A 25,669-nucleotide genomic window follows, 5' to 3' on the forward strand; every position below is an offset into this window, starting at 1 on the left:
CCAATAAAACCTTCATTCTTTGTTAAAATAATGTCTTAAAGAAATTGGGAAGAAATGAGGCTATGAAAGATAAAGAAAAAAAGATACAAACGCAGTATGACCAGAAGCGGGAGCAGAATATCAACATTTTAATTTGCAACGAGAATGAGAACCTAATGAAAACATATAAAAATCTGCTCGCTTATATTGCCGGAAAAAATGGGTATAATGTGACATTTGCTTTGTATGAGAGTGGAAAAGAAGCGTTATTTTGTGAAGAGGACAGGGCAAAAACACTTGATCTCATACTGATCGGATGGGAATACAGGTATTTAAGAGGGATTAATATAGCCAGGGCTTTTCGAAAAAATGAATGTGAGGCTGAAATTATTTTCTTAGGCATGGAGATTGAAAATATATTGGATTCCTTTCAGGTGAATCCTTTTTACTATTTTATAGAAAAGGAAGTCACTCATGGAAAATTTGAAGAAGTCATTATAAAATGTTTTCGATTAATTTTGGACAAAAAAAATAATTCCCTGTGTTTTACACAAAATGGAAAGATGAACCGGATTAATATGAATCGAATTGTTTATGTGAAAGTAGAGCATAGGGTAACACAGATTTATTGCCAGGACAATCAGGAGTATTCTTTTTATGAAAGCTTAAAAAATGTGGAGCAGAGCATTAATAATGAGAATTTTGTCAGAATTCACAGAGGATATATTGTGAATTTAAACTATGTGGACTGCGTAGATAAGGGGGAACTTTATCTGGTGACCGGGGAGAAACTGCCTGTTGCCAGAAATTACAAACAAGATCTTGTGGAGAAGATGATACAGCAGGAAAAAACAATATTGCTGTAATGTGAAAATGGAAGGTAGGAGGAGCATGCTAAACAAGAAAGGATATACGGTTCCAATGGCATTGGCATTAATGCTGTTGTTAATGGTTTTTGCAGGCAGCCTTCTTTTGGTTGCCAGCTACAGATATCAGAGTACATTTGTGCGCCAAAAACAGGATCAACTATATTTATATGCCACGGCATTGGTTGAGGATGCCACAAAAACGATTGAAGATGGTAAGCTGAACCAGCAGATTGCTCAGATGGTAAAAAATATTATTGTTACTGATCCGGGAAAGTTATCTCAATATGCAAAATCATATAAGTTTCAGTTTGACCTGGGGGAAAATGCAGGCGGAGATAAAAAGTATATAACAAATTCATTTATACAGAATGAGCTTGGGAAAGTTTACATAGATATGTCTGTTGCTTATGAACCCCAGGGTGCAGGTCAGGCGCTTCCGGATGATGCTAAAAATTACATTAGAATTGGAGACCGGTTAAAAGTAGAATATCGGATAAAGCTGACGGATATGGAATATCGCATAACAGCTGATTACTACTGTTCTGCTAATACGAATAAAAATCCGGACGGATCAGATGTGGATCCACTGCCATTAGAACCTTTTATAAACATGAAATGGCAGCTGAATAAATATAGTGGAAAAATATATACTGCGTAATTTGAATGGAGGGATAAAATGTTCAATAAAATTTACAAGAAAATCTTTAATAATAAAGGTTCCATTTTAATTGAGACTTTATGTGCATTTGCTGTTCTGACATTAACGATTACATTTTTCAGCCTGAGTGTTATCAGTGCATCTACGTTATTTCGTAAATCCGCTGTGATTTCCAGTGAATGGGAAAGAATATTCAGCAAAACAGTTGAAAAAGATTACTCCGCAACTTTTACAAAAAGTTCACCGGCTTTTAATGTGGTTATGGTTATGAATAATATTAATAAAGAAGACATTATTCTTGCAGACAACACACCTTTAGGAACAGGTGAAATTGATGTATCGTTTGTGAATAGCGGAAGTATTCCTACTGTAATTATGCTTAGGGATAAAGTGTTTTACCGATATGCAGAACCTGTAAAATTAGAAGCTTCCATATCCGGTGGAAATGCATATATTTATACAATTGATGATAATTAATGAGGAAATACAGGTACATAAATTTACGATAGAGAAGGTGATGAAGATAAAACAAAAATTCTTGGATAAGCATGGTTTTACTATAGTGGAGTTTATTGTAACTATGGCTGTAATGTCAATTTTTTTCTTAGGAGTCACTTTGATTTTATCCTCCGGCAGTAAAATTTATCTTACAGAAACCGTTGCAGGAAATAATCAGGAAGCTGTCACAACGATTATGGATGATATTACTAATTATGTAATGTATGGCGAAGATGTAAGAGTATTCTACCGCTTATCAGAAGGAGAGACAAAGGTTTCCGGGAAAATTGTGATGGGCGCGGATGCCAGCTGGTTTACAGAGGGAACAGAGGTCTATCTGGATCCTAAGAACGATAACAAGTTAATTTTTGATAACATGAGTGGAACAAAAAATGCAGTTACTTTGCCTGGGGCGGGTGTTACGGGGCAGTTAACTTCAGGTGCCGAGTTTTATGGCAATGGTATTGATCTGGGATATAAAAAAATTTATTTGGTAAGTAAAAAAATAGCAGCCGATAATTATGAAGGAGAATCCATTTATGGGCTGTCTTTTGGCAGCAAATATTACAGAGGGTTAAATTTGAAACTACAGATCAGAGATAAGGGTGTTGTGGCAGGGGATGCCGGGAAAAAAGGCATATATATGATAAAGCTGACCGGAATTGGAAAAATGGCAGTTGCATCATCGGAGGTGTCCGTAGAAGGGTTAAACAGGAATTAGATAAAAGAAAGGAGACATCCCATGTCTGATCAGAATGATATTGAAGCTAAGATTAACAGGCTGCGCGAATTAGAAGAAAAACAGCAGTTGGATATAAAAAGGAAAACACATAGAAAAAGTGGAATCATAGGGATAGGAATCGTATTAATATTTGTACTGTTACTGTATGTGAGCGTTCAGTTTACTTATATCGCAGGACAATATTATACCTTAAAGCGTCAGATAAACATCATGGATGAGCGCATACAGCAATTAGCCTCAGACATGCGGATGCAGGAGGATAGAATAGAAGAAAGGAATACAAATAAGAATGGGGAAAAGTAAGATGAATAAAAATAAGATATTTACTTCTGCAAAAAAAATCTTTAAGTCCAGAGATGAATTAGAACAGGAAGAAGTGCTGGACATTGAACAACAGGATATCGCACAGGAGATAGAACAGTTAAGAGCTGAAATAAAAGCATTTTATCTGGAACATCCGGACAAAGATCCTTCTATGCCGGATAAAATATATGTAAAAGATATGAATGAACTGGAAGAAAAAATAACCGAGCATATCCCCAAAAAAGTAGTAGAAGATGAAATCGTTATAAAAAATATAATTGAACAGGATGGTCCGTCAGGCTCTAACCCCTTGGATTTCAGCAGAATGAAAGAATATGATCTGCAGGATGAATACCGAAGCCAGGTTTTTTCACCGGATATTATAGAAATTGAAAATAAAACAGAGCAGGATCCGATTGTGGGACAGAGTGATAAGAGATCGGATGCAGATACCATCAGAGAAATATTTGGTGAAGATTTATTTCAGGAGGCAGTAAACACAGCAGAGTCAGAAGAACAGAATATTGTTATTGACGATCATGAAAATGATATTATACCAGATATAAATTCTGTGAAAGACAGTCTGGATCAGGATTTGCTTAAACAACTGCAGGAAATTAGCATGGAAGAAAGCCAGGATTCAGAATTAAAAAACAGAGTTTTCACCCACCAGGATTCTTCAAAATCTAAAAGCATAGTTGGCGATGAGGAATCAGATCATATGGAGCAAGAAGAACAGGAGAAATTAGTGGGACAGATGGATGAGGAAACTCAGAGTATGAGTGATCTGTTGAGCCGTCTGTTATCAGAGGGAAAATTAGAGGCAGATCTGCATAACGAGGAGAATCAGGAAGATAATGGCGCTGTTTATATACCAGGTCTGGATTTAGAAACTACAGAAATGAATGAGAATGAAGAAGATAGGGATGAAAGCAGTGAGATTACAGATACCCGATTCCAAGGAGAGTCTGACGTCAGTAATACAGAAGAACCAGGAGAAGTTCATGACAGCAATTTATCAGATTTATTGAGCAATTTGTTATCTAATGACCAGATAAATGAAACGGAAGAATCGCCAGAGACCAGTACAGAGGATACAGAGGAATATCGTAACAGAGTTTTTATATCTTCGGTCAAAGCGGTTAATAATATACCTCCGTCGGAGGCCGCTGGGGTTGGTAAAATTGAAGAGCAGGGGAAAGAAAAAGCAGGGAATAAACCAGGGGAGACGGTAATCCTTCAGGAGTATGGTGAAAATGAAGAGGAGCAGATTGAAATAAACCTGAGTGGTCTTGCCGGAGAAGGCACGCAGGATATATCTGAAGATTTAGATAGTAACAGTGAATCGGAGGAGAGTCTGAAAACACTGCTGCAATCTAATGATGAAACAGAAGGCAGCCCGGCACCTACTTCTGTAGATAATGGTTTAAAGCAGATAATCGTGCCGGATTCTGGAGCAGATGGGAAGCCGAACCTGACGACTAATGGGGAAGAGGAATCTTCCAATGATCATGAAACGAAATCAGCTATGACACAAAGTAATTTAGATATGGAAGAAATATCTGAGGAAAGTAACGAAAGTGAAGAAGCTAAAGAAGGAACTGAGAACAATAATGATGTAACAGAAAATCACGCTCCCGAAAATATGCAGGAAAAACAAGTGGAAATAGATGAATATAGTGATGAAACCAAAATGATTTCAGGAGATTATGCAGATGAAATGCTAAAGGTGGATATAGAAGAGAGAGCAGGTGAATCGGGTGATAAGGAAGAGCCGGACAGTGACAACCTGGTGAACAGCGAATCTTTTGATGATGAAACAACGGATCAGTTGGGAGTCATGGAAGATATATTGAATTCTTTATCAGGGATATCCGGTTCTGGTTTAGATGCTGAAAAAATGCATCTAATGGAAACTGCTTCGGAAATAGGTGCCAGTGAGCATGAAGAACAGCTAAAAGGAAAATCTTCTGGTAATACAAATAACATTGAGGATATTCTGAATTCGTTAATGGAAGACACGCAGGCTGGTCACTCTGATTTACCTAATATTGAAAAACACAACATTGAAAACTTGGAACAAATAGAAGAGGATAAGGATTCGGCAGAAGAGAAAAAGAAGACAGAATCCTCAGAACCTGTCGCAGCAGGAAAAAGTCTGGAAGAGGGGATTGCCGCTTATTTTCAGGAAGATCTTGTATCAGACAGGCAGAATGTAATACATAAAAAGAAAGCCGACCCCGTTTCTGTAATTGTTCCGGAAAAAAAGAAAATAGCCGGAAAAGTAACAAAGGAAGAGAAAATAAAAAAAACTGCAGAAAATAAAGTACCGGAAGAAAGGATTAAGAAAGAAAGAATAACAAAAGAAAAATTTACAAAAGAAGATCAAAAACAGAAAACTGCTCAATTAGTAAAATCGGATACTTCCAGTCATGCGGTAAAAGTGTTGACAGAAGAAAAGAGGCAGAGCCTGCTGTCCAGGCTGATTCAAAAAATAAAAGATTTATTTAAGAAAAAGCCCAAAATGGAGATTGTCAGCCAAGAAGCTGTTATGGAAGAAAGCAATGTTTATAAAAGTCAGGAAAAAGAGACTTTTATCAATGGTTTAATTACCGGTTCTGTAAGTGGTGATAACGTGACGCTGAATCCCCTGGCTGTTGTAAAAAAGGATGTCACTGCACAGGGGAAGGTTCTTTGTTTGTCCGGTGCGGCCATCATGGGAAAGGTAAGCTGCGATTCCATTATTGTGGAAGGAACTGTATTTGGTGAGATAGAAGCAAGAGGCAAAGTAATTATTAAAAATGATGCGCTGGTTTTGGGAAATATTTATTCATCTGATGTACGGATTACACAAGGCGCAATGGTACAAGGAGATATCTTTTTTAAAAATCCTGAAAGAAAGGGGAAATAGTACATGGCAAAATTTCGTTATACCGCAAGAGACATGGAAGGAAAAGTAGTCAAGAAGTATGTGGAAGCGTCCAATTATGCGGATGTATATGACAATATAGAAAAAAATGGTTTGCAGCCCATTAAGATATTGCAATTGGATAAACAGGAAAAGCAGACAAAAGCTAAAAAATTGTCTTTAAAAACAGTTACCTTGTTCTGCAGGCAGTTTGGCTCTATGTTATCAGCCGGCATTCCCCTGGTTAAAGCTTTTGACATTCTTTCGGTTCAGGCAAAACAGACTGGACAGAGGCAGTTATATAAAATTTACGGAAATATATACCAGAATATACAAAAAGGTATGTCCTTAAATGAATGTATGAGGGCAGAAGGAGATGTGTTTCCTCCAATGCTGGTAAACATGGTCAGAGCCGGCGAAGCCAGCGGTAATCTGGATATTGTTATTGATAAATGCGGAGTTTATTTCGAATCACAGCATCGGTTAAAAAATAAAATAAAAACAGGTTTGTTATATCCCAAAATTCTATTGGTCTTACTGGTAGTTATTGTTGTAGGCTTGTTTACTTTTATTTTACCGAAGTTTTTTGTAGTATTTGATCAGTTGGATGTTACACTGCCGGCTGTTACGCAGGCGGTCATAGCCATAAGTGATTTCTTTATTAACAAATGGCTGTATATCGTTATCGTAGTTGTTGCAGTATGGCTGCTTTTTGTGATCTTAATGACAAATTATCAATTTGCTTACTATATAGACCAACTAAAAACGCAGCTCCCAATAGTCAGAGTAGCAACAGAAAAAGTAGCAATAGCCAATTTCAGCAGTACCATGGCTGTTCTTTACGGAAGCGGTGTTTCCATGCTGGATTCCTTGGAAATCGCATCTTCCATATTAAATAATAAATATTATGAAGACCGTTTTAAAGCGGTCATTAAGGCAGTGGAATCAGGGAAAATGCTTTCCGCCGCTCTGGAAAAAGAACAAATATTTGAACCAATGTTTACATCGCTGATGTTTGTCGGTGAAGAGGCCGGTAATCTGGAACACATCCTACAGGAAATATCCGTGTTCTATATGAGTGAAGCAGAAGAAGCAATTGCAAGAATGGTCACGGTGATTGAACCGGTAATTCTGGTTATCATTGGTGTATTGTTACTGGTTGTTATTGCAGCTGTAATCGTTCCTTCATTCTCTCTTGCATCTCCGGTTACCGAAAAAGCAAAGGCAAGTTAAGGAGGCAGATCATGATTGGTATTGAAATGACAGGCAGTAACATACATATTGTATCCGGCGTCCTTAGTGGAAGGGGAGTCCGCATACTGAATGCATTTAGCATAAAAACACCATGGGGATCTCTCAGAAACGGATATATTAAAAATATCAAAGGTTTGGCTGAAGAGATCAGAGGGGCTTTGCTGGATCATAATCTTATAAAAGAAAGGCAAATTTGCTTTGTAGTAGATGGCACTGCATTAAAGCGAAAAGAAGTAGAAGTGCCTTATGAAAAGAGAGAGATCGTGCTTCAGCTTATGCAGCGGGAGATGGGAGAGCTGATTGCAGATGAAGACCACATTTTAGATTATATTGTAAAGGATATATTCAGAAAAAATAGTAAGAAGTATATGAAATGTATCCTCTATGCTATCCCAAAAGTATTTCTTAAGGACTATCAGGGACTTTGTGAAGAGAGCCGGTTAAATCTAAAAAGTATAGATACATTAAATGAATCTATTATAAAGCAATTAGATAAAAAAGACATTGGAATAATAAAAGAATTTTCGGATCCGAAAAAAAAGAAAAAATTAAAGAAACCGAAAAAAAAGAATACAGAACTGGTTGACAGTTTTAATGAAGATCTGGAATCTGAAGTGGAAACAGAAGAATTTCAAAATGTTCGCATTGAAGGAAAAGTAAAGCTATGGGTTGGGCTATATTATGAAAAAATTAAAATTATGACAAACGGTATAGATGGAGATATTTTTACAAAAACAATCATACTGGAGGCAGGGAGTCTGGATCTTGGAAATGAAACGGAATATGAATCAGAAATGGAAGAGGAAAAGAATATGATGATCCTTTATATGAAGGAAATAAAACAGTTTCTGGCATTCCAAAAAAGTGTATTACCGGATCAGCCTGTAGAGAGTATCTATCTATATGGTGAGTTTTCTATGCTATCTAAAATGTGCGAGCTTACTACAGCTATGGTAGAAATTCCTACTACGCATCTTCCTGTCCCCAAAGGGGTGAAAGGTATATATGATACAGATTATCCAAAATACGCAGGAGCAATAGGCTGCCTTTTAAAGAGTTAACAGGTTGGAAGAAAAATATGAAATTGGAAGGAAGCCACGCTGTTGTTTTTCCAACTCAATTTATTTGTGGCAGTATAGCAGATGCTTTGCTATATGCATAGGTTATAAATTATGAAAATAAATAGAAGAGATAAAGACATTAATTTCTATGTCAGTTTGCATGAGCATGAAAATCCGGATAAGTTTAAAGCACGCCGTTCCAGTAATGCAGTATTTCTCGTTTGTGCATTAATGCTGGGAAGTGTTTTGATCGTATATGCTATGGCATGGAATCAAAACCTGATGGTAGAACGTGATATTGCGGCGTCTAAAGAGTATATCCAGGATGAAAATAACACAAAAAAGTACAATGAAAAACTGGAAATAAAAGCAAAGACAAAAAAAATAGAAGATTATAATAATGCATCCTCTCAATATCTGAAGCAGTTAGAAGATAGTGCCCGGTTCTCAAGTAAATGGGTGGATTTTTTTACTACAGAAATGGATAAGGCTATTGGAGGCAGCAGTACAATCACTACATATAATTATGAAGGTAATACATTGTCACTAAATTGTTCTACAGATGACGAAAAGAAACCTAAGCTGTTTGCCCAGCATTTAAGTGAATTGAAAAAAAAGGACGGAACACCGATGTTCTCGGATGTGCAATACACAGGGTTTAGAAATCAGACTGGTGTTTTTGGGGACATGGAATATCTCTACGATTTGAAAATAACACTTTGGCAAGTGGATGCGGAGGCAGCAGGCGAATCTGAACCTGCAGTAGCGGAAACCCAGGCTCAATCAGAGACAGTACAATAAAGAAAGGGGGTTAAACATTGAGTTTTTCTATTACAGAGAGTCAAAAAAAGCTTATCATGCTGCTGTTTACGATTATGTTCAGCGCTTTGATTATAACATTGGGCGTACAGTCCGTCTATGACAAAATGAAATTAAATAAAGAAGATCTTGAGACTTTAAAGGTTCAGGAAGATGGAATACGCAGCGTAATTGAAGATGTTACAATCGAACCAAATTATGAAAAGATCAAAAAAGACAGTAAGATGACTTTTGAGCAGAATTATAAAAGCTTTAAAGCAAATGAAAAAATTGAAGAGATAGTTACCAGCCTGGGATTAAAGCTGAATTCGATTAATATATCTCCTTATACAGAAGTAGATGCAGTTACCTATGAAAGCAGTATTGTACAGCCAAAGAATACCAAGGACTATACAAAGATGCAGGCGGATATGGAAGGGGAATTAATAAATCTGTTTCTTGTATCACAAATATCTATTTCACTGGATGTAAACGATTCCCAGTGTCTCCAGGTAATTAATGCAATTAATAATATACCACCTGAAGGATTGGGAGAAAAGAACAAAGAGCGTTACTGTCTGCAGATTCCATCTGTTGAATTTGAGCCTCAGGGAGAAACAGTCAGAGAAGTTACATTGCAGGTAAACATGTACGGGATGACGCCACCGCCGATTGAGGAGGAAAAACAGTAATGGATTTGAATTATATCATTGCATATGCAGCTATAGCAGGAATTATCGTGGGCAGTTTTTTAAATGTTTGTATCTACAGAATTCCCAGAGATATTTCGGTTAATGGAAATCATGGAAGATCAATGTGTACTTATTGTAAAAAGACGCTTAAATGGTATGATTTGGTTCCGGTAATCAGCTATTGTATTTTAGGCGGAAAATGCAGATTTTGTAAAAAGCATATTTCCCTTCGCTATCCGGTAATTGAACTTTTAAATGGGGTACTGTGGGGAGGGGCTGCTTATATTTGGGGAAAGAGTCTGAATACAGTTCTATACTGTATTTTCTTTTCTGTCTTGATTGTGATTTGTATGATCGACTGGGATACGATGGAGATTCCATACAGGTTTGAATTTATTATAATTGGATTAGGTGTAGCTTCCGTATTTATAAATGGAACAAATGGCATTTGGGATAAGGTAATTGGAATTTTTTGTATCAGTGTGCCAATGATTCTGATCACTTTGCTATGCGGAGGGTTTGGGGGAGGAGATATCCAGCTAATGGCTGTTTCCGGTTTTCTGCTTGGGTGGAAGGCGAATATTGTTGCCATGATGGCAGCCGTCATTATCGCAGGAATTTATGGGATCATGATAATCATTCATAAGAAAAAAAGAAAATTGAAGATGCCGTTTGGTCCTTTTCTTTCTTTTGGCTTGGTAATAGCCTCGATCTGGGGAAATATGATATTCGACTGGTATCTGGGATTATATTAAAGAGAGGTAACTATGGAAAAAGAACAAAATCAAAGTTTGGAAATGATTCTGGTTAAAATGGGACTTCTGAATGAAGAGGGATTGCTGAAGGCTGCTGAGGCAAAAAAAGCTTATCCGAAGAAGGTATTGAGTACCATTTTATTAGAAAAGAATATTATATCTGAGTTTGATTATATACGTGCTATGGGCGTTAAATATAATCTTCCTCTGGTCAATCTTGCTGCACAGAAAATATCTCCTGTTATTCTCAGGTATATCTCAGAAGAAGATGCTAAAAAGAATGTGATTATCCCGGTACATGAAACAGAATATATGCTGCATGTTGCTACTGATAATCCTTTTAAACAGGTATTATTTGAAAAACTCAGCCAGTTATGTGGTAAACAGGTTTCGGTACTGCTGGCAACAAAGAATGATATTGAAGAAGCCATCAGGCAAAATTACATACAGCAGAGTGTTAATAATATAATGGCACAGATTGAGGACGAGTTTGGAAAAGGAGAAGAAGAGCAGGAAGAGATTTTTACTTTTGATGATGAAAGTCTTCAGAACGACTCTATAGTGAAAGCCGTGGGAGTTATTCTGGAACAGGGATATCAGAGAAAAGCAAGTGATATCCATATTGAACCTGTAGAAAATCACGTAATTGTCAGACTTAGAATAGATGGCGAACTAATCGAAACAATGTCTTTTGCCAAAACCGCGTTTGGGCACCTGCTGAGCCGTTTTAAGGTACTTGGGGGATTAGATATTGCAGAAAAAAGACTACCCCAGGATGGTAGAATGAATGTACTTTTAGATGGAGAAAAAGTAAACATGAGAATTTCTACCCTCCCGACCATATTTGGAGAGAAGATTGTTATTCGAATTCTGGGAACCAGTAATCCTGAGGATATTCTTGGAATAGAAGATCTCCATATGGGGATGAATCAAAAAAAGTTTGAAAAAGGGCTGAGTGCGCCAAATGGGATCGTGCTGATTACAGGACCAACCGGAAGTGGAAAGACCACAACTGTATATGCAGCTTTGAAAATGCTGGCAAGACCTAATATCAATGTGATTACAGTAGAAGACCCTGTGGAAAAAATTATACAAAATATTAATCAGGTTCAGGTAAATATAAAAAGTGGTCTTACATTTGCTGCCGGACTGCGGTCTATTCTAAGGCAGGACCCGGATATTGTAATGATCGGTGAAATCAGGGATGCGGAGACTGCCGAGATCGGAGCGCGGGCGGCGATAACCGGTCATCTGGTTATTGCCACCATGCATACAAATGATGCGGCATCGGCGTTTATGCGTTTAATAGATATGGGGGTGGAGCCATATATGGTTGCATCCTCAATTGTCTGTGTAGTGGCACAGCGACTGGTAAAAAAAATATGCAAATACTGTAAAGAAGAGTATTCTCCGGAACCAGAGGAGTTGGAGGAATGGGAAGGAGAGAAGCCCGCAAAACTGCACCATGGAAGAGGTTGTCCAATGTGCAATAATACAGGATATCTTGGCAGAATGGCAGTCTATGAGATTATAGAAATAGATAATAAGGTAAAGCGGTTTGTTGTACAAAAGGCAGAGAGTAATGCCATAAAAGAATACCTGAAGGAGGAAAAGGGATTTCTGGATCTGGGGTTACATATGCAGGAGTTGGTAAACCAGGGCGTTACAACGACTCAGGAAATGAAAAAAATAAAAACATCATTAGACTAAAAGGGGTTGGAATCAATGGGTAACGAAATTGAAAAAAGGCAGATAATAGATATTCTTTTGGAGACCTGCAGGGAGTGGAAGGTATCTGACCTGCATTTTACAAAAGGACTTCCGCCTATTATGAGAATTCATGGTAGTTTGGAGAAAATGAAAGAAGTGGGTATTCTGAATGAAAATCAGATACGTGCTTTGGCTGATTCTATGCTGGTTCAGGTAAAAAAAAGATATGTATTTGGGCAGGATGTGGATTTTTGTTATGTTTCAGCAGATGGAAACAGAAACCGTGTCAATATTTACACACAGTATGGTAGTCCGGGTATTGCAATACGTTTATTAAATGATTCGATACCTACGATAGATGAATTGCATCTGCCGGAGTTGTTTAAAAAGCTGGCAATGTTCCCCAGAGGGCTGCTATTGGTTACGGGCCCCACAGGGAGCGGTAAATCGACTACACTGGCGTCTATGATTAATTATATTAATATGAATAAGCAATGCCATATTTTAACATTTGAGGATCCGATAGAGTATAAACACGAGCATAAGAGATCTATGGTCAATCAAAGAGAGGTAGGAAAAGATGTGGATTCTTTTGCCAGTGCACTGAAGAGCGCTCTGCGAGAAGATCCTGATGTCATTCAGGTAGGGGAAATGAGGGATCTTGAGACCACATCCTCAGCCATAACCGCCGCAGAAACTGGACATTATGTGTTGTCTACTTTGCATACAACAGGTGCAGCAAGTACGCTTAGCCGAATCATTGACCAATATCCGGCAAACCAGCAGGACGAAATACGGATACTTTTAGCACAGGTTTTATGTGGTGTCATTACTCAGACTTTGATCCCGAAAGCGGATGGGACAGGCAGGGTGGCAGCCTTTGAAATTTTGTTGTGTAATGATGCGGTTTCTAATATGATAAGGGAAAATAAATGTCATCAGATTGCATCGGTGCTTCAAACAGGACAGAAAGTAGGGATGCAGTCATTGGATTACCATATCGCTAAACTGATACAAGCAAATATTATTACTTATGATGCAGGTATTGAAAGGTGCGTTGACAAGCAAATGGTGAATAAATACTTGGTTAATAAGTAGAAAAATGTCCGATTTTGCCATGCGAAGTGATATTTTATTTTTTTTATGTCGAAAAAACAGCTTTTTAATACATGAGAAACAAATATATAACGATTAAAGCGCATTTGAATACAGAAATGATAAAAAAATGGTTTTTTTTGCTATTTTATATATGTAGCTGACAGTAATAATTTTACTGAAGCAAAAGATGTATCTGAAGTAGTCATAACGGAGGGAGGAAAGGAAAAACAAGTAATTGCAGGTACAAAAAAATAAAAAATAGCAAAAAAACGGAGGAAATATTAATATGCAAAAATTAAGAGAAAAATTGAAAAACAAAAAGGGCTTCACGTTGGTTGAAATGATCGTAGTATTAGCAATTATCGGTATCTTGATTGCTTTGATCGCACCGAATATGGCAAGAATCATTAAAGATGGTCAGGAGACATCTGATGCAGCTAAAGCAAAAACAGTATTAACAGCAGCACAAGCATTTGGAACACGTCAGGTAGCAAATGGTCATGCTGTAACACCAACAGCAGCATTAGTTCCTGGCGGTGATGGGGCTTTTGTTGTGGAAGTAACAAATACTGCAATGAGAGGTGTATACACAACAGGTACACCAGCTGCAGCAACTACAGATGAATTTATGAATAATTCAGGTAATGCATATTTAAATGCAAATGTAGTAAGTGGCGATGATCATCTTTATGTATATATAAGTAAAGAAGGTGCTGCAATGGGTATCGTATATACAAATGGTACAAAAATTAAAGCTGTTGCTGGTTTTGCTCCAGGCGGTGCTACAGCTACGGGTGTAAGCTTTGATACTGCAACTTTAAAAGATGGAACTTTTACTCCTGGAACAGGTCTTTGTGCGAGAGCAGTAGTAACACCTCCTACTCCGTAAATAGAGTAACTAAATTCACATTAATACATCTAACAGCAGGAGACTTCTGGTGCAACACTCCAGAAGTCACTTGCTGGCTTTAAATGAATGTTCCGAAAATCTTCCCCTTTCTCCCTGTACAACGGGGAGGGCGGAGCATTCATTTAAAGCCAGCAACTCAAGTGTAACAAAATGGCATGTGACAGAAATTATCAGCATCTAAAAATGCAGCGCTGACTGCTTTGAAAGGAGGTGACTGTATATGATGCCATTTATGCACAGGTACAAAAAAAGGGTTAAAAATAAAAAAGGCTTTACAATTACTGAATTAGCTGTAGTTTTAGGTGTGCTTAGTATATTGATTGGAATTGTTGCATTTAATGCAGTAAGAATTGCTAATCAGGCATACATGGCGAGGGCAGATGATACTGCTCAGGTAATTTATATGGCGATGCAGTCTTCGCTGACAGATCTGAAAGTTCAGGGAAAGTTTGATGACGAGTTTTCGGATGCAAACAGGGGAACGGAATTCTATGATGTTCCCGAAGAGGCAATTAAGGGAGGAACTGTGGATGGAGTTGATTATCCCGGTGTTACGTTTCCTGGAATTGCTGAAGGCAGTGCAGATGAGGCCGCAAAAAAACAAGAACTGATCGATTCAAAGAATTTAGTTTATATGGTATTGAGCAAAGATGACTCCAATGAATCTGCTTTGCTTTACCGTCTGTTAGAACCTTATATCAGTGATAAGAGTATTCTCGATTACAGTATTCTGGTAGAAGTTAATCTAAACAATAAAACGGTTCGTTGTGCATTTTATTCCGAGCGAACAGACAGTTTTTCTTATAACGAAACAGGTTTAAGTAAAAGTGTGCTGTATAGTAAAGAAAATGTACTTCTGAGGGACCGGGGTGCCCTGGAGGATAAGAGACAGGGCTACTATGGCGCTCAGGGGATTGGAGAACCGGAAAATTTAGGGCTTTTGGAGAATGCATATGTAAAAGTTAATAATGATGATATGCTTACCATTGAGTGGGGAGAAATCGGACCGGTAAATGATACGGGCGGTGTAACGGATGAAAAGAGGAAGAAATTCACGAAAATGACGTATGATATATCCATTGTAAATGCTGTGGATACATCCAAGGTCTATTATAAGATAAAAGATATTACTGCGTATAACAGCGGAGATGGTTATATAACACCCGGAAGTACTGTGATAACAGAAGCATCCGGAGATGTTCGTGGTCCAATGCCGGTTTATGATCTCTATTCTTATGATAAAAATAAAGGTGTGAATAATTCCCTGAAAACCAATTTGATGGTTCCTTTTTATACAGAAGAACTTCAGGGTAATGGAACGATGAAGAGCTATGACGGCTCTGATGAGGCCAGTACCTTCAAGCACCGGTTGTCATACTATGTACCTGCAGATAATGCAGGTAAGAAACAATATGGAGTATACCGGCTTGTTCTTGACAGTATAACAGATGACAGTGATGATAAATTATCGGTCAATAAAAGATATCCCTCAATACCATGGAATGAAAACTTTAAAGTCATAGTAGAAGGAAAGTATAAGGGTGAAGGGTTTACCGGATCTATGAGTGTTTCATCTGGAGAAGAAAATGCCTATACGGAAGCAAAGACTGTCAATCCCGCAGAAAACATCTATATCACAGGTGTGCGTGGCGGAACGGTTTTAGAAGAAGCAATGGCCTATCTAGTAAACAGGGGAAAAACGGATTTATCTAATATGTGGTACGGTTTAGGATATGCGAGACACCTGAGTAATCTTCGGTACATACTGAATGATAAAACAGATACTACAGATCCTGCTTATGCGCAAAATAAAGCGGGTAATTTTCAGAACTTTATGCTCAATGATGACATTGACTGGAGTCTACAGAAGCTTGGAAGAGAAGAGGTTATACAGCCCGGAGGTGGTAACAAAGTATATCACCGGCTGGTGGTGTCAAATGCATCGGGAAATGACCTGACTACAACAGATGTTTCGAAACTGCGGATTTTACAGCCGCTTTCGGCGAATAATCGAAATGCAGTGGAAGCAAACAGAACAAATGGTTTTGAAGGGTCATTTACGTCAACAGTTAAAAAAGATACTGCCGGGAAAATTCAATACCAGAAAAGGGCGGACGGAACGGATCTTGAATATGAAGTTACGGATTCCCATGGTGTGGCAAAAAAGGAAAAGATTCCGGTTTATCAAAACTATAAATTATCAAACTTAAAAATAAGCAATACGTATACAGGTACAGAACCTGAAAATATAGCAAAAAACAATCGCGTAGGCCTGTTTGAAATTATTGGAAAACAGGGAACCGTTAAGAATTTTACCATTGAAGGAATCACGGCTTACGGAAAAGATTATGTAGGCAGTGTTGCCGGTGAGTTTCAGGGATTTGGTAAGAATATTACACTCCTGAAAAATGAAAAAAATAATTATCACACGAAGATGGTAGAATCAGCAAGCGGTGTGAAAAGTGAAGAGCGGCTGAAAGACAGCGGCGGAAATGTAATAGTATTAAAGCCTTACCAATATGAAGCAGCAGATCCAAAATTTAGCGGAAATACGATAAAGGCAGTAGGCAACTATGCCGGAGGAATCACCGGTATGTTGACGATTGGAGATCCGGCTGTTACAGGGGATGGAAAATCAGGTGTATTGGTAGATACCGCAAACGGTAATCGTTTTATCAGTCTGTATGATGGTAAGATTGACGAAAACAATCAAACCCAGAAACCTGCTCTTGGAAATGCCAGCCGAAACGATTTAAATGGTATATCTGTAAAGGCAGAGAATAATGCCGGAGGAATTGCCGGTGTAGCAGATAAAAAAACAGTTATAACGAAAGCAGTTAATACTGGAGACGTTACAGCGGAGCAGTTTAATGCCGGAGGAATTGCCGGAAGTCTGGAAGAAGGAAGTACTTTTTCAGGACTGGATAAAGCAGCCGGTTCAAACAGCGAGCAATATGTTATTCGGGATTATGAATATGTGACGAGTGCCGGGACAACTGCGGTGAAGACTTACCAAAGTGAATATTCCAATTATGGGATTATTCAGGCTGAAATAAATGCCGGAGGAATTACAGGTTCTGTAGAAGGACCTATAACCTTAAAACCGAATTATAATGTAACAATAGAAAATACGGCAAATGCCGGTCCGGTTCTGGCAACAGATAGTTATGCAGGAGGAATTGCCGGACAGATACAGGGTTATCAGGTATCTCTGCAGAACGTGGCAAATAAGGCCGATGTGGCTGCCGTTGGTTCAACATTGACGGGTGGAGCCGGAATAAAAGGGTATGCAGGAGGTATTACCGCTGCTGCAGGCAAAGAGTTTAAATTAAGCGGAGCTGTAAATCTGAAAACGGAGACAGGAAAAATCATTGAAGATATTAAAATCGGAGGTGTGCCTGTTATGAAACCCGGTATTTCCGCGGTATCGTATGCCGGAGGAATTATTGGATTGGCAGATGATCAGGTGGAGATATCCAACCTTTCATTGCCTTATAATATTGGAAACCTGACGGATAATACCATTATTCAGGTCAGCAACAGTGCGAATGTAACAACCAAGGGCAGTTATGCCGGAGGAATCGCCGGTGCTTTGACAAAAGATGTAAAGCTTAATGTAAAAGGAACTACCCAGGCGCAGGAAAAACCGGTCTATAATGAAGGAACGGTTAGTGCCGGGGACAGTTATGCCGGAGGAATCACAGGTGTGGCAGCCGGAAAAGTTGAGATTCAAAATGTGGAAAACCGTTATAATACGGTGACGAAACCTAAGATTGAAGCTGTCGGCAGTTATGCCGGAGGAATCGCAGGCAGTGTCACTTCCGAAGCAGATGCAGACTTGTTCCCGGGAGCCACCGAATCAACAGATACCGAGGTAGAGATTCTAGTCTTAAAAAGTCTTCCGAGTATTTCGGTAGATCCTACAACAGATGAAATAGACCCTGTTCTGGGGTATTACACAAATACAATGCCGGTTAGCACAACCGGTACAGTCGGCAACAATGCCGGAGGTATTGCGGGAAAACTCAATACCACAGGAGTAATCAGAAATGTATTTAATGCCGGAGCGGTAACCGCATCACAGGCAAATGCCGGAGGAATCGCGGGTTACATCAGTTCAGCAGTTACGATTACATATGATGAAAAATTAATAGAAGCAAGAATGAATCATGCCAACTCCATGGCTACCAATGAAGGATCTGTAAATGCATACAGAAATGCCGGAGGAATCGCAGGAAATATTTCAGATGGAAATGCAGTTATTCATAATGCATTTAACCGTGGAAATATTACAGCAACTGGTGAAGATGCCGGAGGAATTGCAGGGCTGATCCAGGAGAGACAGCCAAGGGGTACCAACGCACTGCCGGATAAATTTATTCTGGCATACAGCCAGAATATCTTAGATAATGTTGTGATACCGGCGGAAGCAGGTAAAGGTATTTTTTATACGAACAGCGGCTCGGTACAGGCGGCAAATAATGCCGGAGGAATTATTGGAGATTCCCACGCAGATGTAAAGAATGTATTTAACCGGGGATCGGTAAGTACACGTACTTATGGGAATGCCGGAGGTATCGTGGGTAATATGAACCGGGATACCGCAGCTTCAGCATTGCCAATGGTTATATTCAATGACGGAGATATTGCAAAGCGATTGATATCCCGGGCAGAAGCAGGAGCAGTGCCGATCTATAATAACGCCGGAAATGTATGGGCGAATACCGAAAATGCCGGAGGAGTTGCAGGGCACAGTGAACACACAGATATTTTAAATATGTTCAACCGTGGAAATGTAACTGCTTATACCTACAGTGCAGGAGGACTTGCCGGAAGTATTACCGAAGGAAACATCCGTCATGATGCGGATGTAGCCGAAAAAGTTTTTGCCGGCAGGATATTTACCAATCAGGGTAACATCACAGCGTCAATAGATAACGCAGGAGGCGTGGTTGGCGCAGGTGTAGATACGAATATTAACAATGTATTTAACAATGGTACTGTTCAGACTTCCAATAGAGATAATGCCGGAGGTATTGCCGGTGATCTAAAGGGTGATATGCAGAATATTGCCATCAGTGTAGACGCTGCAATTGCAATAAGCATGTTAGAACATGGCATGTATACCAACCAGGGAAATATTACGGCAAGAAACAGTAATGCCGGAGGTATTGTGGGAAGAGCAGCAAATGCAGTATCGATAACGGATACTTACAATACCGGTACAGTAAAATCGTTATACAATAGCAACGCCGGAGGAATTGCCGGACAGGTGATCGGAGAAATCCAGATCGAGAGCAGGGAAGCTACGGCTTCTAAAACCCTGGAGAAAAAAGTAAGTACCAACCAGGGAAATATCATCGCGAATCAGAGTAATGCAGGAGGAATTGTCGGAAGTGCGGAAGGCCATGTGACAATCAGAGATGTATTCAACCGGGGAACCGTAAATGCAGCTGCCGGAAATAATGCCGGTGGTGTAGCAGGATTTTTAAGCGGAAAAGGAACGATTGAACATCGCAAGAGCATTGTCATTGGAGGCATAGGCAAACCGGACAGCGTCCTGAATGATTACTTCATGACCAATCAGGCTAATGTCACCGCAGGCGGAGACAATGCCGGAGGAATAGCAGGTAAAGTAGTCGGTGTTGGTTCAGCAGATGCAGACAGAGCAATTTTAAAAGATGTCTACAGCGGTATTTCAACAGCGGCAGGAGCTGCACCGCTGACGGTTAACGCCAGAAGCAATGCAGGCGGTATGGTAGGCAGGCTGATCGATACTGATATTAACAATGAAGTCAGTGTAGATACAGCAATCAGCAAAGGAATTTACACAAATAACTCTACGGTAACAGCAAGCCGCAGTAATGCCGGAGGAATTGTCGGCAATGCGGACGGCAGGGACAGAGCAGATGACAGATTTAATAATATGTCATACGCTTCCGTAGACACTATAAAGACAGGTTCCGGACTGGAACAAAACAGTTTTAACATCTCTGATGTCTATAATGCAGGAAATATTACGGCGGGAAGCCTGAATGCCGGAGGAATCTTCGGAATAGGCGGTGACGGAAAATACAGCAATAAGGACAACCGTGTAGTAAACATGATTGCGAAAGGTATGAGTACGAATACGGGAAATATCAGGGCAAATACTGCAAATGCCGGAGGAATCTTCGGTTATGCAAGTGAAAAGTTTGAGATTTCCGCTTCTGTGAAAGACTATCAGGGAAACAACACAGATGCAGATATTACCGATCTGTTTAACAGAGGAAACATCAGTGCGCAGTACAATGCCGGAGGAGTAGCAGGAAAAGCCGTTAAGCTGGATCTGAAATATTCCAAAAAAGTATTGACCGATGCTATGAATGCAAACAATCCTGACAATTTCCTTTTTACCAATACGAATCGGGTATCCGCAGATTATGACAACGCCGGAGGAATCATTGGCGATGCCAACATCTGTATTTTACAGGATGTATTTAACAGCGGTATGACAGGAACCTATGAACAGGTCCAGAACAGCGGTACTCAGGGAGTGATCAGTGCCGGTCAGGACAATGCCGGAGGTCTGGTGGGAAGAGCAGATGCAATGAGCATTTCCTATTCCAAATTAATATCGGATCAGATCATAAATAACCGTGCATATGTCTACACCAACCTGGCAAATATACGTGCCGGAAGGGACAATGCCGGAGGAATCATCGGTAACGGAAGAGGAAGCGTGCAGTTGCTGGATACCTATAATATGGGCCAGATCACCGCAGGAAGAAATAATGCCGGAGGAATTGCCGGACAATTATATGATAAGGGAATCGGAGATATCGTCAGTGATAAAAAAGACACCGCTGACAAAGATGTAGCAGACTTAAGCGGTATTGATGTGAAATTAAATCAGACTGTGAAGGCAGAAGATACAACGATTGGTACAAATACCGTTAAGGATCTGAAAAAAGCCAAAAAAGTCAGCTATATAACCTATCAGACGATTACAACAGGTCCGGATACGCCGGATACACCTTATAAAAACCGTTATACCAATGCCCCGAAAGCTGCAACAGTAAAAGCGTCGGCAGAGGACAATATAACGGCAGGCAACAATAATGCCGGAGGAATTGCAGGATACATTACTGGCAATCCGGGAAATATCCGCGTTGAGAACACCTTTAACACAGGTGCCGAGAAAAACGGCAGTGCAATCTGCGGTATTCGTGCGAAAAACAGCAATGCCGGAGGTTTGGTGGGGAATTCAGTTTTTGCTGATATTACCTATACCTTTGACATAAATCCCGGACCGTCTAATCTGAATACTACGGATAAAGGCGATCACAGTACATTTGCACCGGCATTCAATGATGAAGCAGTACGTAAAGATCCGTATGCAATCCCCATTGGCGGTAGCATGACCGGTCTTCACATGGTTGCCAACAATGCCCAGGTAAGGGCAAGTTCCATAGATAAGGGCGCCGCACAGACTACTGCTCAGGGATTGGTTGACTTTAGTACGGGAGACCAGTATAACCTGACCAGCCAGAATGCAGGCGGTGCAGTCGGATATATGGAAGGCGGCAGAATAGAAAGAGTTTATTCGCTGAAAGGAGAAGTTGTTTCTCCGGAAAATGTAGGCGGAGTAGTAGGATTTGCAAAGAATGCACTTGTGAAACAGGTTACCAGAATGGATGGAGAAGACATTTCTCTTACGACGAAAGCTGCAAAGGGAAGCGGAAACTTTATTCAGAGGGGAAGCCGGAATGTGGGAGGTATCATCGGCTATGCCTATGATGGAACACAGGTACTGGATACCCGTAATTATAACAGCGTAACCGGAAGAACAAATGTAGGCGGTATTATCGGATATGCAGGAACAAGCGTGGAAGTAACCCTTGCCCAGAATCTGAAAGCTGTCACCGGAAAGGCATACAGCGCAGAAGATTTAAAAGCGGATACTTCATCCACAACCTTACCGGTTTATGAATCTGCACAGCTTGATAAGAGTAATGTAGATGGAAGTTATATCGGTGGAATCGTGGGTCGGGGTGACAATAGTGTTATTGTTACTATGAGCAAAAATGATCCGTTAATAACCGAAGAATTTAAAGATTTACAAGAAGATGCGAAGTTCGCCGGAAAGTATACCCTTGGCGGCAACCAGTCTAATGCAGTCAGTGGAAAAAGCTATGTAGGCGGTATCACAGGAGCTTACGGTATTATCAATTATACAGTTAATACCGGACAGATCTCAGCGGTGCAGCGTGCAGGCGGTATCAGCGGAAGCGGATACCGGATTACAAATACATACAACACGGGCGATGTGATTGGTGAAAACAGGGTACTCTACATTCATGATGTAGGACATGTTCCGGGAAATTCCACATTGACAGAATATACACAGGCAACTCATATCGGCGGTATAGCCGGTGAACTTGGAGAACGTTCCGGAAACGGAATTGTTCAAAAGCCGGAGGCAGGCGTCTATATCCAAAGTGTATTCAACAGTGCGCAGATTGTCAGAGGAGCCAGCTACATTGGCGGCATTGCAGGTTATGCAGTCGGTCCGGTGGATGTATCCTATAACAGTGCAACAATATCTGCAAAACAGACGGATACCGGATTGGATGACTTAGGTGTATCCGGAACAAAAGTAGGCGGGCTGGTAGGCGTAATGGCCCAGGACCGCAGCAAGACCATAAAAATAACAAACAGCTATAATACAGGAGAAATAATAGGTACTAATGACCGGGGAACCCTGATTGGATTCCTGGAAGGATATACCGATGAAGTAATTAAGTCAGAACGTATTGAAAACAGTTATTATCTCAGTGACAACGAATTGAAGTTTTGGAATAGTTCCACGTCACAGATCGACTCCACTTTCAACTATGGTTTAAAACCACTTTCACTGCCAAGCAGTACAGACTATGATACATTTGTACAGAAAACGCAGCAGTTGAAAAAAGATGGGGATCCGGCAGATAATACCACACCGTTGGATGAAAAGAGAACGGACAGCGAATATGGACTGCGAAATTACAGCAATATGGTGCGTCAGTATGCGAAGGTAAATTCCAGCGTCAGCGTATCCATGGAATATCCCGCCAAAGGAGAGGAAAATCTAAAAGCGCCTCTTAACAATAAGATCACAGGAACCGGCTCGGCAAATGTGGCAGCTTCTGCAGGCAGCCTTGCAGCCCAAAAGGCAAGATCAGCTAAGTTTGTATATCCGTGGTCAGAGGATGAATTGACACTGGGAATGGATTATGAATTTCCACAGCTGGATCTGGCAGGTGCTTCTGCGGATGACAGCGGCATATCCGAAGTCAGCCTGGGCAGTTTTACGACAAACGGCGGACAGGCATTGCCGGGGAATAACCAGTCGTTTACGTCACTTGACAATACGAAGGTTTCCTATTATTACAACTATTGGCCAACAAAAGCTGTGGATTATATGCAGTCTTCCATAGAATATGATGATGGAGGAAACAATGATAACTCTGCATATACAGATGGAACCTGGACAGGAGATAACACAAATAATACCGGAGTAGCAATTAAATTCAGAGATAATGATAAATATCCGGTTAAACGAGTTACCCAGGAAAATGTAGACTTAGTAGCCAGGTTCAAATTAAGCAGCGGTGTATTGCCAAGCTATATGAATTTCTCCGTTTATGACGGACACAGCAGAGGAACTTATAATTATAATAATACAGTTTTTACAAATACGATATTGCCAAAATCGCCGGTTAAGGTTTACACATTGGCTAAGGCATCCAGTTATGAGTATGACGTCCCGAACAAAAAACAGGATATTATGGTTAACGGGGAATTGTATTATTTCTATGCAAAAGATACGGCAGGAAACAATCCGGATAAATTTGATTCTGTAGATGATATTACGGTATCCGTAAATCTCACAGGTACAACCAATATGACAATCCGGGTAAATCTTCCCTGTGAAGAGATGGATTCCTATCTGCCGGCTTCCAGCGGTTATTTTACCATGGAGGCAACCAAGATTTACGATAAGGAATTAGGGATAAAGCCGGAGAATTTAGCGGCGTATGACAGAACCAGCAGAATGTTCAGTATGCATTTTTCTAATACGGAAATAGATGATATTCATAATGACAGTATATTGGATGAAATTCCGTCCATTGATTTTGATGATCTGGACGATTTGGAATATTATCCTCAGACTACAGCGGCATTGGGAAGTACACTGCTTGCAGAAGATGGGGCAGCGCCTCAGCCGGATACATACCGGATAGAGACAGAGAACAAGCTGCAGATCCGGAATGAACGTCATTTATATAACATGAACCTGGGTGAAAACATGGGTTATGCTGCAATCGGAAGTTCCTATCTGAAATATCTCACAAGAGATATAGAATTAATGAATAACATTCAGTTGTCCACAAGTGATGACGGATATAATGGATTTGTGATTGGTGCATCCAACAAGCGTATGTACCGAATGACGGGGTCTCTGGACGGCAATGGTTATACCATTGGAAGAATCAGGGTAAACCGTATACAAAATCCCGGTAATTTCGAAACCGGGGCATCCATACCGAATACACATTATGCTCTGATTTATGATTTGAGCGGCGGTGTGGTTAAGAATCTAAATATCGGAAGTGACAGTAAAATTGTTGCGGATGAAGCAGCAGGGCTGGCGTACTACGTAAGTAATGGCAGAACAGCCCAGAATCCGGATCCTTATCAGGATTACGACAATGCTTTATTCGAGAACTTAAGTCCGCAGCTGCCGATGGAAACAGGTGCAGATGCAAAAATTTATGATACAAGAGTGTCTGCAAGGATAAGCGCCGACAGGGCAGGAGGTTTTGCACTGTATACGGCGAGACGTTTCAGCGGAAGCGGGGATGTTCCAACAACAGCCTCCGGAAGAGAGGCAGTGAAAAAAGCAGTTACTTTTACAGATGATAATTTTGCCGGAAAGATTAACGGTATTTATGGAGGAAATGATCCATTTATGAGTGCCGGAAATGCACTGGCCAGAAATTCATCTAAATCAGCAGGTATCTTAGTATTTGTCTCCGGTAACCGGAAGTCAGAAGATATTGACGAGACGAAGCCAGGTTTGAATTTGTATCCAAATTACAGAACCGAGGCGGAAGTAAATGGATGCCAGGTAGACAGAGAAGGCTATGTATTTGCAAACAACGTATCCGCCGGAATGATATGCGAGGCCTTATATCCCCAGAATCGGGTGGGACAGATCGGAACAATCCGTAAATCATCCAATAATGGGGCAGTCGTTGCCCATGAACAGGCAAACGGCATCACACAGGGTATTGTAAGCTTTGGTACAGGTGACACTGTACAGCAGGGCAACTGTAGAAATGAAAGCAGGATACAGGTTACTTATTCTTATAATAACGGTATCGTACAGACGCCGGACGGCAACGGACTG

At 40.1% G+C, this 25,669-nt stretch carries 15 protein-coding genes; all 15 read left to right on the forward strand.

Going from position 1 to position 25,669, the window contains the following annotated elements; genetic code table 11:
* Positions 1–62 precede the first annotated feature (62 nt).
* Positions 63–845: a LytR/AlgR family response regulator transcription factor gene (locus ACH2DQ_RS24570; RefSeq protein ID WP_395028584.1), complete on the forward strand. Its 783-nt coding sequence runs from the start codon at positions 63–65 to the stop codon at positions 843–845.
* Positions 846–870: 25 nt separating this feature from the next.
* Entirely contained in the window at positions 871–1,506 is a 636-nt protein-coding gene (locus ACH2DQ_RS24575; RefSeq protein ID WP_395028585.1) for a hypothetical protein, read from the forward strand.
* 18 nt (positions 1,507–1,524) lie between these two features.
* Positions 1,525–1,983: a hypothetical protein gene (locus tag ACH2DQ_RS24580; protein WP_394910705.1), complete on the forward strand. Its 459-nt coding sequence runs from the start codon at positions 1,525–1,527 to the stop codon at positions 1,981–1,983.
* Positions 1,984–2,023: 40 nt separating this feature from the next.
* Complete coding sequence (locus ACH2DQ_RS24585) at positions 2,024–2,725, forward strand: PilW family protein (protein WP_394910704.1); 702 nt, start codon at positions 2,024–2,026, stop codon at positions 2,723–2,725.
* Between the two features lie 21 nt (positions 2,726–2,746).
* Positions 2,747–3,049 carry a hypothetical protein gene (locus ACH2DQ_RS24590; protein WP_394910703.1) on the forward strand — a complete coding sequence of 101 codons (303 nt, stop codon included), beginning with the start codon at positions 2,747–2,749 and terminating at the stop codon, positions 3,047–3,049.
* A gap of 1 nt (position 3,050) precedes the next feature.
* Positions 3,051–5,960 carry a polymer-forming cytoskeletal protein gene (locus ACH2DQ_RS24595; RefSeq protein WP_394910702.1) on the forward strand — a complete coding sequence of 970 codons (2,910 nt, stop codon included), beginning with the start codon at positions 3,051–3,053 and terminating at the stop codon, positions 5,958–5,960.
* Between the two features lie 3 nt (positions 5,961–5,963).
* Entirely contained in the window at positions 5,964–7,190 is a 1,227-nt protein-coding gene (locus tag ACH2DQ_RS24600; RefSeq protein WP_395028586.1) for a type II secretion system F family protein, read from the forward strand.
* Positions 7,191–7,201: 11 nt separating this feature from the next.
* A complete protein-coding gene (locus ACH2DQ_RS24605) occupies positions 7,202–8,272 on the forward strand; it encodes a hypothetical protein (protein ID WP_394910700.1) in 1,071 nt (356 codons plus the stop codon).
* Positions 8,273–8,383: 111 nt separating this feature from the next.
* Entirely contained in the window at positions 8,384–9,073 is a 690-nt protein-coding gene (locus ACH2DQ_RS24610) for a hypothetical protein (protein ID WP_394910699.1), read from the forward strand.
* 17 nt (positions 9,074–9,090) lie between these two features.
* A complete protein-coding gene (locus ACH2DQ_RS24615) occupies positions 9,091–9,762 on the forward strand; it encodes a hypothetical protein (RefSeq protein ID WP_394910698.1) in 672 nt (223 codons plus the stop codon).
* Complete coding sequence (locus ACH2DQ_RS24620) at positions 9,762–10,517, forward strand: prepilin peptidase (protein ID WP_394910697.1); 756 nt, start codon at positions 9,762–9,764, stop codon at positions 10,515–10,517. Before ACH2DQ_RS24615 ends, ACH2DQ_RS24620 begins: the two co-directional genes overlap by 1 nt.
* A 12-nt stretch (positions 10,518–10,529) precedes the next feature.
* Positions 10,530–12,227, forward strand: a complete 1,698-nt coding sequence (locus tag ACH2DQ_RS24625) for a GspE/PulE family protein (protein WP_394910696.1) — start codon at positions 10,530–10,532, stop codon at positions 12,225–12,227.
* A 15-nt stretch (positions 12,228–12,242) separates the two neighbouring features.
* Positions 12,243–13,325: a type IV pilus twitching motility protein PilT gene (locus tag ACH2DQ_RS24630; RefSeq protein ID WP_394910695.1), complete on the forward strand. Its 1,083-nt coding sequence runs from the start codon at positions 12,243–12,245 to the stop codon at positions 13,323–13,325.
* Between the two features lie 286 nt (positions 13,326–13,611).
* Positions 13,612–14,214, forward strand: coding sequence for a prepilin-type N-terminal cleavage/methylation domain-containing protein (locus ACH2DQ_RS24635; protein WP_394910694.1), 603 nt, complete (start codon positions 13,612–13,614; stop codon positions 14,212–14,214).
* 241 nt (positions 14,215–14,455) lie between these two features.
* Positions 14,456–25,669 (forward strand): hypothetical protein (locus tag ACH2DQ_RS24640; protein WP_395028587.1); only part of this gene is annotated, 11,214 nt, incomplete at its 3' end.

Source organism: Robinsoniella sp. (assembly GCF_034124845.1).

Excerpts from the sequence above, each read along its gene's own strand:
- ACH2DQ_RS24570 (WP_395028584.1), top strand. The coding sequence starts at position 63 with ATGAAAGATAAAGAAAAAAAGATACAAACGCAGTATGACCAGAAGCGG.
- ACH2DQ_RS24575 (WP_395028585.1), top strand. The coding sequence starts at position 871 with ATGCTAAACAAGAAAGGATATACGGTTCCAATGGCATTGGCATTAATG.
- ACH2DQ_RS24580 (WP_394910705.1), top strand. The coding sequence starts at position 1,525 with ATGTTCAATAAAATTTACAAGAAAATCTTTAATAATAAAGGTTCCATT.
- ACH2DQ_RS24585 (WP_394910704.1), top strand. The coding sequence starts at position 2,024 with ATGAAGATAAAACAAAAATTCTTGGATAAGCATGGTTTTACTATAGTG.
- ACH2DQ_RS24590 (WP_394910703.1), top strand. The coding sequence starts at position 2,747 with ATGTCTGATCAGAATGATATTGAAGCTAAGATTAACAGGCTGCGCGAA.
- ACH2DQ_RS24595 (WP_394910702.1), top strand. The coding sequence starts at position 3,051 with ATGAATAAAAATAAGATATTTACTTCTGCAAAAAAAATCTTTAAGTCC.
- ACH2DQ_RS24600 (WP_395028586.1), top strand. The coding sequence starts at position 5,964 with ATGGCAAAATTTCGTTATACCGCAAGAGACATGGAAGGAAAAGTAGTC.
- ACH2DQ_RS24605 (WP_394910700.1), top strand. The coding sequence starts at position 7,202 with ATGATTGGTATTGAAATGACAGGCAGTAACATACATATTGTATCCGGC.
- ACH2DQ_RS24610 (WP_394910699.1), top strand. The coding sequence starts at position 8,384 with ATGAAAATAAATAGAAGAGATAAAGACATTAATTTCTATGTCAGTTTG.
- ACH2DQ_RS24620 (WP_394910697.1), top strand. The coding sequence starts at position 9,762 with ATGGATTTGAATTATATCATTGCATATGCAGCTATAGCAGGAATTATC.
- ACH2DQ_RS24625 (WP_394910696.1), top strand. The coding sequence starts at position 10,530 with ATGGAAAAAGAACAAAATCAAAGTTTGGAAATGATTCTGGTTAAAATG.
- ACH2DQ_RS24630 (WP_394910695.1), top strand. The coding sequence starts at position 12,243 with ATGGGTAACGAAATTGAAAAAAGGCAGATAATAGATATTCTTTTGGAG.
- ACH2DQ_RS24635 (WP_394910694.1), top strand. The coding sequence starts at position 13,612 with ATGCAAAAATTAAGAGAAAAATTGAAAAACAAAAAGGGCTTCACGTTG.